Origin of the sequence: Hoeflea sp. EC-HK425 (assembly GCF_902498795.1) — a bacterium.
In the GTDB taxonomy this organism is placed as follows: domain Bacteria; phylum Pseudomonadota; class Alphaproteobacteria; order Rhizobiales; family Rhizobiaceae; genus Hoeflea; species Hoeflea alexandrii.
On record NZ_LR701572.1, the window covers coordinates 266,211 to 282,656 of the forward strand.

Here is a 16,446-nt window from a genome sequence, read left to right on the forward strand (position 1 = left end):
CAGTCGTGAGAATGAAATGGAGCACATGACTTGAAGGCAAGGGCCACCGAAACCCAACGCAAGACCCGCATTCAGATGGAGAACGAGGAGCGCATCCTCGACGCCGCTCTTGAAGAGTTCTCGGTGCATGGATTTCGGGGTGCGACGATCGACCGGATCGCAGAACATGCCGGCATGTCCAAGCCCAACCTGCTCTATTACTTCCGGCGCAAGCAGGACATCTACGAGTCGCTGATCGCCCGTCTTCTGGTCAAATGGCTCGAGCCGCTGCAGGAGCTTGATGCGGTTGGCGATCCTTTGCCGGAACTGCAATCCTACATCCGCCGCAAGCTCGAGATGGCGCGTGATTTCCCGCGCGAAAGCCGTCTGTTTGCCAACGAGATTCTGCAGGGTGCACCGCGGATCAAGCGGCTCCTGGAAAGCGAACTCAAGCCGCTGGTCGATGAAAAAGCGGAAGTGCTCAAGGGCTGGATGAAGGCCGGAAAGATCAATCCGGTCGACCCCCGCCACCTGATTTTCTCGATCTGGTCAACCACGCAGCATTATGCCGATTTCGATGTCCAGGTTCAGGTCATCCTCGGCCCGGACCGCGGTGCCGCGGGCCGGTTCGAGGATGCTGCGCGCTATCTCGAGACGCTGTTTCTCGAGGGGCTGCGACCGAATGAAAAGACGGTCGCAGCACCGCGACCACTCGAAGGCTGAGGCTGGAGGCAGTCAGTCGATCAGCCCGACAGCGCGGCGTCCCTCTTCGGTCTTCAACGAGAAATCATCGCCATCATATGGGCGCGCCGCGTCCGTGGTGAGCCAGGCGATGGCTTCGCCGACCCATTCGGGCGAGATGTGCGTGGACCAGTCGAGCTGGCTCACGGGATTGACGCCGGAGTCCTTGATCGAGCGCTGCATGTCGGTGGCCACGGTGCCCGGCGAGAGGCCGACCACACGGATATTGTCGGCCGCGCATTCCACATGGGCGCAGCGGGTGAGCGAAAGGACCCCGGCCTTGGTGGCGCAATAATGGCTCCAGCCTTCAAGCGCACCGGTGGCAGCTCCCGAGGAGATGTTGATGATGACGCCGCCGCCCCCACGCTTCATCACCGGGATCGCAGCCCGGAGACCATGGTAGACGCCCTTGAAATTGATATCGACGACCTGGTCCCAGGCTTCAGGGTCGGACTCCTCGATCCGGGCGATGGGGTCGATCACGCCGGCATTGTTGACAAGGATGTCGAGGCTGCCGAAACGGTCCACCGCCTTTGACACCGCGGCGTCGAGATCGCCGTAATCTGCCACGTCGCAGGTTACGGCAAGCGCCCTTTCGCCAAGGTCGGCCGCAATCCGGGCGGTGTCGGAACTCGACCGCGCCGCGAGAACGACATTGGCGCCATAGCCTGCGAGAATGCGGGCCGCTGCCTCGCCAATGCCGCGGCTGGCGCCGGTGATCAATGCAGTCTTGCCGGTCAGATCAATGCTCATGATGGTCTCCTTTGTCCGGTCAACCTTGTGCAATTGATGGCGCGGGTAATCAAGATGCCGGGCCGGGTTCCTGCGCGATCAGTTGCCGGGATCCCCGGCGCCTGGAAAATCGGGACAGGCGGTCCGGACAGGGGGCTGCCCGCGATTGAGCTATCAAGAATGCTTGATATAAGTCTGGCATTGTCCCGCCGCATGCGCTAAGGCGACCCGATCAACGCCAATGGTGCAGGAGCCGATCATGAGCATTGTCATCTACCACAATCCCGGATGCGGGACGTCGCGCAACGTGCTTGAAATCATCAGGGCGTTTGCCGGCGAACCAGTGGTCATCGAATATCTCAAGACCGGCTGGACCCGCGGGCAATTGCAGGCCCTGTTTGCCGCCGCCGGCCTGACCCCGCGTGAGGCGCTGAGGGTGTCGAAGTCTCCGGCGGAGGAGCTGGGATTGACCGATCCGACGGTCAGCGATGAGGTGATCCTGGATGCAATGCTCGAGCATCCGGTTCTGGTCAACCGACCGATCGTCTGCACGCGGAAGGGGGTAGCGCTTTGCCGTCCATCGGAGGCGGTCTTTGCGCTTCTCGATGTCGCGCCCGGCGCCACCTACACCAAGGAAGACGGAGAGGTGATTACCGCCCCATGACCAAGGACCTGCCGAACATCGAGCCGGACAGCTTTCAGCGTCCGGACCTGGATACGCTTTCACTGCCGGGCGAGCCCGGCCACCCGCCGCGGGTGCTGATGCTTTACGGGTCGCTCAGGGGGCGATCCTATTCACGGTTCCTGACACTGGAAGCCAAGCGCGTGCTCGAAGCACTCGGCGCCGAGGTCAAAATATTTGATCCCGCCGGGTTGCCTCTCGTCTCCGACGAGGCGGAAGGCCATCCCAAGGTCCTGGAACTGCGCGAGCTGTCGCTGTGGTCGGAAGCCCAGGTCTGGTGTTCGCCGGAGCGGCACGGTGCGATGACCGGGGTGATGAAGACGCAGATCGACTGGTTGCCACTGGCGCCGATCGGCGGCGTGCGGCCAACTCAGGGGCGGACTTTGGCACTGATGCAGGTCAGCGGCGGATCGCAGAGCTTCAACACGCTCAACCAGATGCGGGTTCTGGGCCGCTGGATGCGGATGATCACCATCCCGAACCAGTCATCGGTGCCCAAGGCGTTCGCGGAATTCGACGAGGAAGGGCGGATGAAAGCGTCACCGTTCTACAACCGCATGGTCGATGTCATGGAGGAACTGATGAAGTTCACCCTGCTGACGCGCGGACGGTCGGAATATCTCGTCGACCGCTACTCCGAACGGGTGGAAAGCGCCGAGGCGCTTTCCCTGCGGGTCAACCAGCGCTCGATCTAGCGCCGTCATTCATCCCTGGACGGGATTATACCGCGCCGGTGTATTCGCCGCGCGCCGGGTAGTCGTTCTTGATGGCGAAATCGAGTGCGCCGACCAGTTCCGAGAAATGCGGGCGGACGAACGGCATGGTTTGCACGGAGCCGTAGTACAGCGTCTGCTGCGGGGTGACCATGAACAGGCCGGGTTCGGAGAACAACGCAGGCTCCTTGATGCCGATCGAAGTCTTGCCGCGCGAAGTGGAAATGTAGAGCCCCCATTCGCGCGCCTTGGCCAAGGGCAGGTCGTAGCCGAACCGGAGCGTGTCGGCACCAATCTTCTCAGCCATCTGGCGGGTGCGTTCCTCGCCGTCGGAACTGATGGCGATCGTGGCCACGCCGCGCTCGGCAAAATCTGCAACCCGTTTCTGAAACTCGGTGAGGTAGGTGGCGCAGATCGGGCAGTGCAGCCCGCGGTAAAAGCAGATCACCGTGCCACGATCCGACGCATCGGTGGTCAGGTCGAATTCGCCGTGATCGAGCGTCGGGAGTTTAAGATCCGGGGTTTTCTGGCGGGGAAGCAGCATGGGTAAAGCCTTTCACATCGGGGTTGTGATTTCAGCATAGCGGAAATAAAGTCAAAAAAATCCGATTAAACTGACCGAAACGCCGACATGAGCCAAATGGACAGACTGACAACGCTGATGGAGCGCTTCACGCTGGAAGTGAAGCCCGTGGCCCTGGCCGCGGCAACGATGGTGGTAACCGGCCGCGAAGACGGCACTCCCGGTGTTGTCTGGTTTGGTGGTGCCGGCGTCGGGGCTGACCTTGACCCGGACACGGTCCTGTTCGCTGCCGCCGTCGCGTGGGGCGGAGCGTCAAATCCGCTGCTGTCGGCACTGCCCGACAGGATCTGCTTTGACCTCTCCGCGGATGCGGAAGCGTTCAGTCTCGTCCGGCTGATGCACTCGGAACTCGCGGCGGCGCGTTGCGGGTCCGCTTCGGTCGTCAACCGGCTTGGCGAAGTCATGGTGGTCCGGCTGCTGCGGGCGCAAATCGAAGCTGGCTCGACACGGCCGGGTCTGCTCTCGGGGCTTTCGGATGCAAGGTTGAACCGGGCGATCGTCGCCATTCACGGCAATCCCGGACGGGACTGGCGCAATGACGATCTCGCGGTCATCGCGGGGCTCTCGCTCAGCCGTTTCGCCGAGACCTTTGTTGCGGTGGTCGGCGAAACACCGGCGGCCTATCTCAGGCGCTGGCGGCTGACGCTGGCCCGGCAGGACCTACAGAAGGGAGACCGGGTCGAGGCTGTCGCGCGGCGCTACGGCTACCGGTCCCCGGAGGGTTTTGCCAGGGCCTTTCGGCAGCACTACGGGCAGAAACCGTTGGCGATGCGCGGCATCGCGGGCGAGCAGCCGGCCACAGTCTAACGCTGGCGATCGGCCCAATGGCTGCCGATGTCGTTTGCCAGTTCACGGATCGAGCCCTGCTTCCATTTGGAGCGGTCGGCTTTGACATATCCGACAAAGGCGAGGGTGCCGCCGCGCCTGCGGATGGCTGCAACGGCGACACTGTCGGGCATGATGGTCCGGACGCCGTAGATTTCCATGATCGGCAGGTCGAGCTGCGGCATGGTCCTGTGGATGAGTTCGGTGCAGAAGGTGCAGTCGGGGGAATCGACGTCGAACAGGAAGTCGAACTTCATCCCCATGGCCGCGAAGAAATCGACCGCTGTCCTGCGGCGCCGCTCAATATTGGCAATTCGCGGCCTCAGGACTGCGACCGCATCGGTATTGAGGACGATGGAGGGTCTCGACAGATGCACGCCCTCGGCATCTGCCTCGATGAAGACATGACCGGCGCGGATCTTCGCATGGTGCGGTTCAACTTCCGGCGCAGACCAGATGCCAAGGTGCCGCAGTTCCTGTTCGGTGCCGAGATAGATCGCGGCATGGCCGAAGAGTCCCGGAATCATCTGGCCCGAGCGTTTTCCCTTGGAACTGACCAGAACGATGTCGAGCGGCTGCAGGACGTCCATGACCGCTTCCTGCGCGGCCTGCTTTGACCTGAGATAGCCGCTGCGCCAGGACACATGGCTCAACACGGTGCCGAGCGCCGGGGCGACGGTGCGCGCCATGTCCACATACCAGCGCGGATAGTCTTCCATGCTGGTGCAGCAGGCCTGAAGGCTTGCCCTGGCGGGTTTCACACCTTTGTCGGTAGTCCCGATTCCCGTGCATCCCTGCAGCAGTGATCCAAGGATGAGAAGCAGTGCCAGGGTGATCCGGCGAACCGTCGGCAGAGTGTCAGTGTTACGCATACGCAGACCCGGTAATCATGTGTTTTGTGCAGCGCCACAACGACGTGCCGAGCAGTTGGGGTTCCGGTCAGCCGGCAGGCGCCATCGCGCGGAGCGAAAACCCATGTGAAAGAGAATACGGAGACAAGGCGGCAGGTCCTAGCCTTGCGAGAACGGTACCACGCGGTAACGGAAATCCTCCATGTCGTCCTCGATGCGGCGCAGATCGGATTCCATCCGGCCGATGTCGCGATCGAGATCCCGGATGGTGCGGCGGTTGTCATCTATCCGCCGTTCCACCGCGCGGCGGTCCTCGGTGCCTTCAGCCAACAGTTTCTCATCGTCGCGGATGGATTGCTCAAGGCTGCGGATGCGCGATTCCCGACTGGAGATCTCGCGCTTCTTCTCATGGTGCAGACGTCCGAGTTCGTAGCCTTCGCGGAAGCCTGTCTCGAGATTGACGGGGCAGACATTGGCGTAGGTCTTGCCCTGGCTGCCGACACTCAAGCCGTTGAGCGGTGTGCAGTAGCGGGGCAGGCCCTGCTGATAACCCTGATACCAGGCGGTCTGGTCGGCAGCGACACCGGCTCTGGTGCAGGCCTTGACGTGCCGCGCAAAGCGATCCTGCGGATTATAGCCGGCGGCACCATCCTGTTCGCCGATCACGCGCCAGTCGGCAACCGCACACTCCTCCTTGGACATGGTCTGGCATGAGGCCAGCACCAGACAGGCAAGAAGAGCAAGTACAGAATACAGTCTCATGATTATCCCCAAGGCAGTAGACAGTCCCTGGAACTTTGTTAGCAACTGGCTGACTTCCAGACAACCAATCAGGTGGTTTTATCACCTGCACCGACGTCGAACGGCCGGATGCACCGGCATTACTTCACAAAAAAGACCGGCCGTTGTTCCCGGCCGGTCTGCTTTTCGTGAGCAACTGGAATGGCAGGCGCTATTCGGCTGCCTGCTTTGCCATCGGGTTGTTGGGGTGTGTGGTCCAGTTGGCGTAGTCATTGTTGATCGACTGGCCGGTCCGCGGGTCCGATCCCTCGGTCATCTGCACCATGGTGATGCAATCATCGACAGGGCAGACATTGACGCAGAGATTGCAGCCGACGCACTCGTCGTCCATCACCTCGAAATGCCGGACGCCATCGACCATCGAGGTGATTGCCTGGTGCGAGGTGTCCTCGCAGGCGATGTGGCAGCGGCCGCACTTGATGCACAGGTCCTGGTCGATCTTCGCCTTGGTGATGTAGTTGAGGTTGAGATACTGCCAGTCGGTGACATTCGGTACCGCGCGGCCCTGGAAGTCGGCAATGGTCTCATAGCCCTTCTCGTCCATCCAGTCGGACAGGCCCTGGGCCATTTCCTGGACAATCTTGAAGCCGTAGGTCATCGCTGCGGTGCAGACCTGAACCGTGCCGCAACCGAGCGCAATGAACTCCGCCGCATCACGCCATGTCTGGACGCCGCCAATGCCTGAGATCGGCAGGCCGCGGGTTTCGGCGTCACGGGCAATCTCGGCCACCATGTTGAGGGCGATCGGCTTGACCGCAGGACCGCAATAACCGCCATGCGAGCCCTTGCCGTCGATCGTCGGCATCGGCGCGAAATTGTCGAGATCGACCGAAACGATGGAGGAGATGGTGTTGATCAGCGATACCGCGTCGGCACCACCTGCCTTTGCAGCGCGCGCCGGATAGCGGATGTCGGTGATGTTGGGCGTCAGCTTCACGATCACCGGCATTTTCGAATATTGCTTGCACCATTCGGCGACCATCTGGATGTATTCGGGCACCTGGCCGACGGCCGCACCCATGCCGCGTTCGCTCATACCGTGCGGACAGCCGAAATTGAGCTCGATGCCATCGGCGCCGGTGTCCTCGACGCGCGGAAGAATGGCCTTCCAGCTTGCCTCCTCGCACGGCACCATGATCGACACGATCATCGCCCGGTCGGGCCAGCGCTTCTTGACCTCCGTGATCTCGCGCAGATTGATCTCGAGATCGCGGTCGGTGATCAGCTCGATGTTGTTGAGACCCAGCAGACGGCGATCCGGTCCCCAGATCGCGCCGTAGCGCGGGCCGTTGACATTGACGACCGGCGGGCCGGCTTCTCCGAGCGTCTTCCAGACGACGCCGCCCCAGCCGGCTTCAAAGGCGCGCTCGACATTGTAGGCCTTGTCGGTCGGCGGCGCAGAAGCCAGCCAGAAAGGGTTGGGTGATTTGATACCGAGAAAATTGGTGGAAAGGTCAGCCATGATATCTTTTCCTTCCTCAAGCCATCAGGGCTTTGTGAATGCTTTCAGCGGCGATCTTGCCGTCTTCGACGGAGACCACGGTGAGATCTTCGCCTCCGGCGACGCAGTCGCCGCCGGCCCAGATCTTCTGATGCGAGGTCCGCCGGTTTTCATCGACGCTGATGCGGCCTTTCTCGAGGGTGATCGAAACGCCTGCAAGGGGGCCGGCATCCGGGGTCTGGCCGATGGCCTTGAAGACCTGGTCGGCCTGGATGGTGACGGTCTCGCCGGTGCCGGCAAGCTTGCCTGATGCATCGAGCGCAGTCTTTTCAAGCGTGATCGCCGAGACAGCGCCACCCGAAACTTCAAGGCTCTTCGGCATCAGCCAGTGGCGGATGGCGATACCGTGGGTCTGGGCCAGTTCCTGCTCGTAGAGCGAGGCATTCATGTGCTCTTGGCCGCGGCGGTAGGTGACAGTGACCTCCTCGGCTCCCAGCAGCTTGGCCTGCATGGCGGCATCGATCGCGGTCATGCCGCCGCCGATGACAACGACCCTGCGGCCGACCTCGAGCAGTGAAAGATCATCTGCCTGGCGCAGGACACCGATGAAATCGACGGCGTCGATCACGCCGGCCGCGTCGTCGCCGTCAACGCCGAGCGCATTGACGCCGGGCAATCCCACGCCGAGAAACACCGCGTCGAAATCCGCGGTCAGCTGCTCGAGCGTGACATCGCGGCCGAGCGCCTTGCCATTCTCGATGGTGATGCCGCCGATCTGGAGGATGAAGTCGACCTCGTCCTGGGCAAAGTCATTGGTGGTCTTGTAGGAGGCGATGCCGTACTCGTTGAGGCCGCCGGCTTTCTCTCGGGCCTCGTAGACGGTGACGTCGTGGCCGAGTGTTGCCAGCCGGTGCGCACAGGACAGGCCCGCGGGGCCGGCGCCGATGACGGCGATCTTCCTGCCCGTCGGGGTTGCCCGGGTGAAGGGATGGGACTGTTCGCGTTCCATGAAGGTATCGGTCGCGTAGCGCTGCAGCAGACCGATCTTGACCGGCTTGCCTTCAGCGGTCTCGCGCACGCAGACTTCTTCGCAAAGGGTTTCGGTCGGGCAGACCCGGGCGCACATGCCGCCCATGATGTTCTGCTCGAAGATGGTCTTTGCGGAGCCGACCGGATTGCCGGCCTGGATCTTGCGGATGAACATCGGAATGTCGATGGACGTCGGGCAGGCGGTCATGCACGGCGCATCGTAACAGAAATAGCATCTGTCGGCTTCCACGAGCGCCTCGTGCGGCGTCAATGGAGGATGGATGTCGGAAAAATTGTCGGCATATTCGGCGCTGGAAAGCCGGTTCGCCTTCACATCGCTCGTCTCGGACACAGTCATCAGAACCCCTCTCGTTGCGAGAACCTCGTCTGCGGTCTTTTTTGGGCAACTCACCGGTGCCCTTGCCGCCGCAGTTTTGAAAGAATGAAACGGTTTTATCAAAAGGTCAAATTTTTTATCAATTGATCAAAATTTGACTTTTACTGTCAACATTGCGCTTCGGCTGAAGCCCGGTAAATATGCTGAGAACCAAGGAGCCTGAAGTGACTGATTACCCAATTACGGACTACGACGATGCCTATGCGAATGGAGCCCATATCCCCGGTGCAGCTGATTTTCCACCTCGTTGGACGGCGATGGCGGAGAGCTTTCGGGACGAATTGAAAAATGCGGGGAGGGCGCGACTGGATCTCGCCTACGGGCCGGCTTCGCGCAATCGTTTCGACCTGTTTCTGCCTGAAGGCACGCCCAAGGGCCTGGCGGTGTTTGTCCATGGCGGCTACTGGAAAGCGTTTGACAAGTCGGTCTGGTCGCATCTGGCCTCGGGGCCGCTGGCGCATGGGTATGCGGTGGCGATGCCGAGCTATACGCTCTGCCCGGACAACAGCATTTCCGGGATTGCCAGGGAAATTGCCGCGGCCATCGGTGCAGCGGCACAGGAGGTGACCGGCCCGATCCGGCTTACCGGCCATTCCGCCGGCGGCCAGCTTGTGACCCGGATGATCAGCGGAACCCCCTTGCTGCCAGCGGAAGTCCTCAGCCGCATCGTTGGAGTCACCTCGATCTCCGGCGTTCACGATCTGCGTCCGCTGATGCGCACCGAGATGAACGACATCCTGAATACCGATGCGGCCGAAGCACAAACGGAAAGCCCGGTGCTGCTCGCTCCGCTGGCGCCGATCCCGGTGATGGCCTGGGTGGGGGCCGACGAGCGGCCGGAATTCGTCCGGCAGAACCGGGCGCTTTACGAAATGTGGCGCGGGTTCGAGACCCCGATGCAGATCTGCGAAGAAGCCGGCAAGCACCATTTCGACGTGATTGACGGGCTCTCCGATCCGGAGCATCCGCTCTGCCGTGCCTTTCTCGGACTGGAGGGCTGAAAGCATGGAAAGTCGGGGGAGGGAGCGCAATTAAGCCTTTGTTCACGGCAACACCCTAATTTTGTTGCAAGAGCTTAGCCATGGCGGCCATCAGGGCAGCCACATTTTCCGATCAAAAAATCCGGAAACAGCGATGACGCACCTCAGGGCCATGACGGGCCTCCTTGCTTTGCTGGCGGTCCCCGCCATTCCCGCACATGCTGCAGCCGATGAAATGCTGCCTGATCCGGCCTTTGGCCAATCGACGCTTGCCGGCGAATGGTGGGCCACTCCGAACGTAAAGGCCGAGTACCGGCCCGGTTCGCTGTGCGGTCAGGTGGCCGGCGGGGCAGCCCAGCCCTGGGATGCGATCCTCGGGTTCAACGGGCTCAGCCTGACAAAGGGCGAGCGGTACCGTCTGTCGATCACGGTGTCGGGCGATCCGGGCGGGCCGATGCGCGCGCTGGCGCAGAAGGCCGAGGAGCCATGGACCGCGGAAGGCGAGATCACGCGCAGCATTCGCGGTGGCCAGCAGACGCTGAGCGAAGACTTCACCGCTGCCGAGAGCCATGCAAGCGCCCAGCTGGTCTTTCAGCTCGGTGGGTCGGATACGCCGTGGCGGTTCTGTCTGCACGCGGCCTCGCTGCAGTCCGGCCAGGAGCCGGAGGCCGACACAGCTTCGGGCGCGCTGTCTGCGATCCGCGTCAACCAGTTCGCCTATTTCCCTGACGGCCCCAAGCACGCCACCCTGGTGCGCAAGGACAAGGCGCGGGTCGAATGGCGGATGATTGCCGCCTCTGGCGAGACCGTCGCATCCGGGTTCAGCAGGCCCGAAGGCCGCAATCCCTCCTCGGGCCTTGATGTGCACATCATCGATTTCAGCGGCATGAGGACCCCTGGCGACGGCTACCGGCTGGTGGTCGGCGACGACGTCAGCCCGCCGTTCTCGGTTTCGGATACGGCCTATGGCCAGCTGCGCCGCGATGCGCTCGGCTATTTCTACAAGGTGCGCAGCGGCATCGAAATCCGCGAGGAACTGGCCGGGCAGGGCTATGGCCGTCCGGCGGGGCACCTGGGCAAGGCGCCCAACCGGGGCGACACGTCGGTGGGCTGCGTCGATACCCGCACGGCGCGCAAGGTCTACGGCGAGGCGTGGAGCTGCGGCTACAAGCTCAATGTCGCCGGCGGCTGGTATGACGCAGGCGACTTCGGCAAATATGTGGTCAATGGCGGTATCGCCGCAGCGCAGCTGCTTGGAACCTATGAGCGGGCGCTTCATCACAGCCGTGCCTCGTCCCCGGCGCTTGCGGACGGGCTGGCCCTCATACCCGAAGCGGGAAACAGTGTTCCGGACATCCTCGATGAGGCGCGCTGGGAGCTTGATTTCCTGCTGTCGATGACGGTTCCCGAGGGCGAGCCTCAGGCGGGCATGGCGCATCACAAGGTGCACGGCAACCGCTGGACGGTGGGGCCGGTCCTGCCGCACCGCGACCGCGAGCTCCGGGTGTTGCACCGGCCATCGACAGCCGCCACTCTCAACCTGGCGGCCGCTGCGGCACAAGGGGCGCGGCTGTTTGCCGGATTTGATCGCCCATACGCGGAAACACTGCTTGCCGCCGCGGTTCGCGCCTACCGCGCCGCGGAAGCAAATCCGGCGCTTTATGCGCCCTACACCGACGGCAGCTTCGGTGGCGGCGATTACCAGGATGATGATGTCTCCGACGAATTCTACTGGGCCGCCGTGGAGCTGTACCTGAGCACCGGCGATCCGGTCTGGCTCGAGCGCGCCAAGGCGTCGCCGCACTGGTCGGGGCCGCTGTTCCAGGAGCACGGCTTCGACTGGCGTTCGGTGGCCGCTCTTGCGCGCCTGCAGCTTGCGTCGGTGCCCTCCGCGCTGCCGAAGCGGGATCTCAAGGCGGTCCAGGTTTCCGTCCGGGACGCGGCGGAAGCCTCCATGAGGGACCAGCGCAAGGAAGCCTTCGGCTTTATGTACGCTCCCGAGCGATTTGGCTGGGGCTCGAACCAGTCGGTGATCCAGAACATGATTGTTGTCGCCACGGCCTATGACATCACCGGCGACCGGCGCTATCTGCAGGCGGTGCGCGAAAGCATGGATTACATTCTCGGGCGCAACGCGCTGGGGATTTCCTACGTGACCGGCTACGGCACGCTCTATGCCCAGCGGCAGTATTCCAACATGTTTGCCGCCTCCGTCGATCCATCCTATCCGGCTGTTCCGAAGGGAGCGCTGGCGGGCGGACCCAACAGCGGGCTCGCCGATGACTATGCCATCCGCAAACTCTCCGGATGTGCGCCACAGGCCTGTTATGTCGATGATTCACGGTCGTTTTCAACCAACGAAATCGCCATCAACTGGAATGCGCCGCTGGCCTGGATCGCATCCTTTCTGGCCGATGCTCCATGAGCTTTGCAGTTTCGACAGAAATGAAGGCAACCGCATCTTAACGCGGCCTTGCTAGCCTGGTGGCGACAGCAGGCCGGGACCTGGGGACCCATGACCAAGATTGCACTTGTCGGCGCCGGCTTCGTCGCCGACTACTACATGACGACGCTTGCCAACCATCCCGAGCTCGGCCTTGCCGGGGTCTGGGATCACGATGCGCCGCGGCTTGCCGAATTCTGCCGTTTTCACGATGTCAGGGCTTACGGTTCGCTGGACGAATGCCTGCGCGATGGCGAGACCGCGATCATCGTCAATCTGACCACACCCGAAAGCCATTTCGCGCTGAACTGCGCGGCGCTGAATGCGGGCAAGCATGTCTATTGCGAAAAACCGCTGGGCATGACGTTCGAGGAAGCCCGCGAAGTTATCGAGCTTGCCGAGCGCCTGGGGTTGACGGTCTGCGGCGCTCCGGCCAACGGGCTTTCCGATGCACAGCAGATTGTCGCGGGCCTGATTGCCGACGGGCGCATCGGTCAGCCACGGCTGGCCTATGCGGAGATGGAAGACGGGCCGGTGTTCAAGGACAACTGGACGGAGTGGCGCTCGTTGTCTGGGGCAAAATGGCCGGGTCTGCACGAGTTCGAAGTCGGCTGCACGCTCGAGCACGCGGGCTATGGCCTGTCCTGGCTGGTGTCGCTGTTCGGCGCCGTTGAGGAAGGCCAGGCCTTCTCCGCATTGACATTCCCGGACAAGGGGCCGGGAGCCGCGGGCATCGCGATGGCCCCGGATTTCGCCGTTGGGTGCCTGTCGTTTCGCTCCGGCGTGACCGCGCGCCTGACCTGCGGCCTTGCGGCACCGCGCGACCGGTCGCTGACCATTGTCGGCGAGCAGGGGACCATCGTGGTCCGGGACCTGTGGGATGACCGCTCGCCGGTGCATCTCAGCCGCTTTGACGAAAAACGGCCACTGCTGCAAAGGCTTGCGGGCAGGTTCGAACGCAAACGCGGACGGGTGTTGCCGTTGCGGCTGACCCATGGGCGCCCTGTTGCCTATCCGGCTCCGGCAAGGGCGGGCAAGCTTGCCTCGTTTCCCTCGCAGATCGATTTTGCCCGGGGCATTGCCGCCATGGCGGCGGATCTTGCGAACGGGCAGGTGCCGTTCTTTTCAGGCCGACGAGCCCTGCACCTGACGGAACTGGCGCTGACACTGAACGAAGGTGCGGGTCACTTCAGGCCGCGCTCCGATTTCTAGCGGCCTTGAAATCAGGCAGCGGTGTCTTGCGCCGCTGGGGGCTTGGCCAACACGGCGTCGATGACGCGCAGCGCGGCAATGGCGTCCTCGAGGCGGTTGTCGGGTTCCTCGCCGAGGCCCTGGCGGATGGCGCTGGACGCGGCTTCGATTTCGAACTGCAGACCTGAGCCTTGAAAGCCGTGAACATGCCGCTCCACGCCCGGCAGCGGCAAGCGGGTGAAGATTTTGCGGCGCAGCTTTTCAGGCAAGCTGTTGCCGCCGGGTTCAAGCAGATCAGCGAGACGGCGCGAGGGGTAGACCGTAAAGCGTTCTGCCTTGATGAAGGGAGCGGCGATCACCACCACGCCCTTGTCGCCCTCGATGAGGAGCCGGTTCGAGCCCTGTCGGTTAAAACCGCAGCGGATCTCGGCTTCGGCGCCTGAAAAGCGCATGTGCAGGGTCGATGCGATGTCGACACCCGAGGGCGCGGCGCGCCAGGATGCGTCGGCGCTTACAGGGTCGCCGAGAAGATACCGTGCCAGTGAGATCGCGTAGATCCCCAGGTCGTGAAGCGCGCCGCCGCCCTGGGACTTGTCGAAGAAGCGGCTTTCGGGATCGTAGTCGTGCTTCCAGGCCAGATCCGCTTCGAGCTTGCGGATGGTGCCGATCCGGCCATCGCGCAAGGCTCTGCGCAGATTGGTGATGGCTGGAAGGTAGCGGCTCCACAAGGCCTCCATGACGAAGCTTCCGGCAGCCCGGGCCGCCTTCTCGATCTCCAGGGCTTCGCCGAGGCTGGCGGTCAGGGGTTTTTCGACCAGGACCGGGATGCCCGCCGCAATGCATTCGAGCGTCTGGGCGAGATGGACCGCGTTCGGGGTGGCGATGTAGACCGCATCGATTTCGCCCGAACTGATCATCGATTGCAGGGAGCCGAATGAAGCCACGCCGGAATGACGAACGGCGAATTGCCGTGCCTTCGCCAGATCGCGCGAGCAGACGGCGGACAAGGTTGCCCCCCTGGCAAAGCCGATGTCGGAGGCGAATTGCGTGGCAATTGTTCCGGTGCCGGCAATGCCCCAGCGGATGGTCGTGTTCTCGGTCATGCCCGCTTATAGGCCAAGGCTGGTGAAAACCGGGTAAAGGCCGGATCCGACTGGCGATGCAGTCGGCCAAACCCGGCGATCACCAGGGCAGCGGATCGCCCCGGTAATCGAAGAAACCGCCGGTGTCGGCAGCCGTCAGGCGATCGAGGACGCTCAGAAGGCGGGCGGCAGCGTCTGCCGGTTGCTGCACGCTCAGCCCGGACTTGGCGAAATCGGACGACAATCCGGTATCGACCGTGCCGGGATGCAGCGCCACGCAGACGGCTTCGGGTCTGCGCCGCGCCAGCTCGATCGCGGCGGTGTGGACCAGCTGGTTGAGTGCCGCCTTGGAGGCGCGGTAGCTGTACCAGCCGCCGAGCTGGTTGTCGCCGATCGATCCGACCTTGGCGGAAAGGCTTGCAAACACCGATTTTCCCTGCCTGGGCAACAGCGGCAGGAAGTGCTTCATCAGCAGTGCGGGCCCGATGGTGTTGACCGCAAAGGCATGCGCCAGATGATCGGGCGTGACGGCGCTTAGCGCCTTTTCCGGAGACAGCCCGTCACCATGCAGGAAACCGGTGGCATCGAAGACCAGCCGAAGTTCGGATTGCCTTGCCTTGATGGTGTTCGCCGCCTCGAAGATGCTCTGCTCATCGAGCAGATCAAGTCCTGGCTGGGATCCGCGGGAAAACCCCACGATTTCGGCGAAGCCGCCGCTTTGGCGCAAGGCGTCGATCACCGCAGCGCCGATGCCGCCGCTGCTGCCGACGACCACGGCCAGACCATCGCTTTTCCAACTGTCCAAATCGCTGCTCCTCTGGCGCAGCCGACCGGAACGGATTCAGCCGGCGTGGCGCGTCATCACCATCATGTAGTCGGCCATGAACATTTCCGGGTCCGTGTCGACCATCACCATATGGTTCGGTCTTCCATCAAAGCAACGGGCGCGGCTTTGGGTGCCTGCAGCCTGGAACAGGGTCTGGCCAATGGCGGGGCCTTCGGTGATGACGGCGAGCGCGCCCTTTTGCAGCCGGAAGGCGCCGGGAACCGTCAGCCAGGACAGGGCCATGACATCATGCGGTACACAGCCGCCGATACCCAGATGCGACCGGTAGAACCGGGCATAGAATTCGGCCATGGCTGCGAGCGGTTTTCCCAGTGTCGGGTTTTCCCTTGCCAGGGCCTGCATGAAATCGGGCGTGAACACCACCGGCATGGTGCAGTCAAGCGGGGCAAGGACCAGCGGCCAGGATGCCGCCAGGACTGCATCTGCCGCGTCCGGGTCATTCCAGAAGTTGGCTTCGGCCATGGGCGTGACATTGCCCTTGCGATGCACGGCACCACCCATCACGATAACGGACTTGACGCGCGATACTACGCCCGGATCACGCTCGAGCAGCCGGGCGAGGTTGGTCAGGGGTCCGACGGCGCAGATCGAGATCTCGCCCGGATGTCGTTTGGTTGCCTCTATGATGTAATCGACGGCATCAAGGGCATGCTTGCTGCGGCTGGAGGCCGGGATATCAACCTCGCCAAAGCCGTTGCGGCCGTGCACCAGATAGCTTGGTTCATTGGCAGGCATGGAAACCGGTGCGTGCTCCCCTTCTGCCACGTCGGCTGCAACACCCCAGTGGTCGAGCAGGGCCAGGGCGTTGCGGGTCGCCTCGTGGGTCCGGACATTGCCGAAAATGGTGGTCAGCGCCACAAGCTCAAGGTCGGGGTGGGCCACGGCGTAGGCAATCGCCATGGCATCGTCGATGCCTGGATCTGTGTCGATTATGATCTTGTGCTTCATGGAAAGTCCTTCTCGCATGCGCCTTCCATTGGCACGGTGTGCGCGCCACGACAAGTGTGGTCGTCTGCAAGGTAAGGCCGGTGCAAGATTGGGTGGTCATTTTCCCCAGCGACCGGCGGCATGGCAGGGATTCCCTGCCGTCGCTTGACGGGCGTTATTCTCGCCGGATAACGCCCGTCTG

16 protein-coding genes are annotated in these 16,446 nt (G+C 62.8%); 7 read left to right on the top strand and 9 right to left on the bottom strand.

Going from position 1 to position 16,446, the window contains the following annotated elements; translation table 11 throughout:
• Positions 1–75: 75 nt before the first annotated feature.
• Positions 76–702, top strand: a complete 627-nt coding sequence (locus SPHINGO391_RS04130) for a TetR family transcriptional regulator C-terminal domain-containing protein (RefSeq protein WP_152011417.1) — start codon at positions 76–78, stop codon at positions 700–702.
• 12 nt (positions 703–714) lie between these two features.
• Here the strand turns inward: SPHINGO391_RS04130 and SPHINGO391_RS04135 are convergent, their stop codons facing one another.
• Positions 715–1,473, bottom strand: a complete 759-nt coding sequence (locus SPHINGO391_RS04135) for an SDR family oxidoreductase (RefSeq protein ID WP_152007638.1) — start codon at positions 1,471–1,473, stop codon at positions 715–717.
• A gap of 238 nt (positions 1,474–1,711) precedes the next feature.
• Here SPHINGO391_RS04135 and arsC point away from each other — a divergent pair, with 238 nt between their 5' ends.
• A complete protein-coding gene (gene arsC, locus SPHINGO391_RS04140) occupies positions 1,712–2,116 on the top strand; it encodes an arsenate reductase (glutaredoxin) (RefSeq protein WP_152007639.1) in 405 nt (134 codons plus the stop codon).
• Positions 2,113–2,829: an arsenical resistance protein ArsH gene (arsH, locus tag SPHINGO391_RS04145; protein ID WP_152007640.1), complete on the top strand. Its 717-nt coding sequence runs from the start codon at positions 2,113–2,115 to the stop codon at positions 2,827–2,829. Before arsC ends, arsH begins: the two co-directional genes overlap by 4 nt.
• Positions 2,830–2,854: 25 nt before the next feature.
• Here arsH and SPHINGO391_RS04150 read toward each other — a convergent pair whose 3' ends face one another.
• The gene (locus tag SPHINGO391_RS04150; RefSeq protein ID WP_152007641.1) at positions 2,855–3,391 is read right to left on the bottom strand and encodes a peroxiredoxin-like family protein; all 537 of its coding nucleotides are present in this window, start codon (positions 3,389–3,391) and stop codon (positions 2,855–2,857) included.
• A gap of 96 nt (positions 3,392–3,487) precedes the next feature.
• On the opposite strand from SPHINGO391_RS04150, the gene SPHINGO391_RS04155 reads away from it, so the two are divergent.
• Positions 3,488–4,237 carry an AraC family transcriptional regulator gene (locus tag SPHINGO391_RS04155; RefSeq protein ID WP_193217404.1) on the top strand — a complete coding sequence of 250 codons (750 nt, stop codon included), beginning with the start codon at positions 3,488–3,490 and terminating at the stop codon, positions 4,235–4,237.
• On the opposite strand, the gene SPHINGO391_RS04160 is transcribed toward SPHINGO391_RS04155, so the two are convergent.
• The 4 genes from SPHINGO391_RS04160 to SPHINGO391_RS04175 all read right to left on the bottom strand — a co-directional run bounded on the left by SPHINGO391_RS04160 (position 4,234) and on the right by SPHINGO391_RS04175 (position 8,735).
• Positions 4,234–5,127, bottom strand: a complete 894-nt coding sequence (locus SPHINGO391_RS04160) for a YiiX/YebB-like N1pC/P60 family cysteine hydrolase (protein WP_152007642.1) — start codon at positions 5,125–5,127, stop codon at positions 4,234–4,236. The two genes, SPHINGO391_RS04155 and SPHINGO391_RS04160, sit on opposite strands and share 4 nt — an antisense overlap.
• Positions 5,128–5,265: 138 nt before the next feature.
• Positions 5,266–5,868: a DUF2799 domain-containing protein gene (locus tag SPHINGO391_RS04165; protein WP_152007643.1), complete on the bottom strand. Its 603-nt coding sequence runs from the start codon at positions 5,866–5,868 to the stop codon at positions 5,266–5,268.
• A gap of 190 nt (positions 5,869–6,058) precedes the next feature.
• Positions 6,059–7,369 carry an NAD-dependent dihydropyrimidine dehydrogenase subunit PreA gene (preA, locus tag SPHINGO391_RS04170; protein WP_152007644.1) on the bottom strand — a complete coding sequence of 437 codons (1,311 nt, stop codon included), beginning with the start codon at positions 7,367–7,369 and terminating at the stop codon, positions 6,059–6,061.
• A 16-nt stretch (positions 7,370–7,385) separates the two neighbouring features.
• Positions 7,386–8,735, bottom strand: a complete 1,350-nt coding sequence (locus tag SPHINGO391_RS04175; RefSeq protein WP_152007645.1) for an NAD(P)-dependent oxidoreductase — start codon at positions 8,733–8,735, stop codon at positions 7,386–7,388.
• A gap of 203 nt (positions 8,736–8,938) precedes the next feature.
• Here SPHINGO391_RS04175 and SPHINGO391_RS04180 point away from each other — a divergent pair, with 203 nt between their 5' ends.
• The 3 genes from SPHINGO391_RS04180 to SPHINGO391_RS04190 all read left to right on the top strand — a co-directional run bounded on the left by SPHINGO391_RS04180 (position 8,939) and on the right by SPHINGO391_RS04190 (position 13,409).
• Positions 8,939–9,775: an alpha/beta fold hydrolase gene (locus SPHINGO391_RS04180; protein WP_152007646.1), complete on the top strand. Its 837-nt coding sequence runs from the start codon at positions 8,939–8,941 to the stop codon at positions 9,773–9,775.
• A 133-nt stretch (positions 9,776–9,908) separates the two neighbouring features.
• Positions 9,909–12,179 carry a glycoside hydrolase family 9 protein gene (locus SPHINGO391_RS04185; protein WP_152007647.1) on the top strand — a complete coding sequence of 757 codons (2,271 nt, stop codon included), beginning with the start codon at positions 9,909–9,911 and terminating at the stop codon, positions 12,177–12,179.
• A 90-nt stretch (positions 12,180–12,269) separates the two neighbouring features.
• The gene (locus SPHINGO391_RS04190) at positions 12,270–13,409 is read left to right on the top strand and encodes a Gfo/Idh/MocA family oxidoreductase (protein WP_152007648.1); all 1,140 of its coding nucleotides are present in this window, start codon (positions 12,270–12,272) and stop codon (positions 13,407–13,409) included.
• Between the two features lie 11 nt (positions 13,410–13,420).
• Here the strand turns inward: SPHINGO391_RS04190 and SPHINGO391_RS04195 are convergent, their stop codons facing one another.
• From SPHINGO391_RS04195 to SPHINGO391_RS04205, 3 genes are all read right to left on the bottom strand, one after another.
• Positions 13,421–14,491, bottom strand: a complete 1,071-nt coding sequence (locus SPHINGO391_RS04195; protein ID WP_152007649.1) for a Gfo/Idh/MocA family oxidoreductase — start codon at positions 14,489–14,491, stop codon at positions 13,421–13,423.
• Between the two features lie 79 nt (positions 14,492–14,570).
• Complete coding sequence (locus tag SPHINGO391_RS04200; protein ID WP_152007650.1) at positions 14,571–15,275, bottom strand: SDR family NAD(P)-dependent oxidoreductase; 705 nt, start codon at positions 15,273–15,275, stop codon at positions 14,571–14,573.
• A 36-nt stretch (positions 15,276–15,311) separates the two neighbouring features.
• Positions 15,312–16,265 carry a nucleoside hydrolase gene (locus SPHINGO391_RS04205; RefSeq protein WP_193217181.1) on the bottom strand — a complete coding sequence of 318 codons (954 nt, stop codon included), beginning with the start codon at positions 16,263–16,265 and terminating at the stop codon, positions 15,312–15,314.
• Positions 16,266–16,446 lie beyond the last annotated feature (181 nt).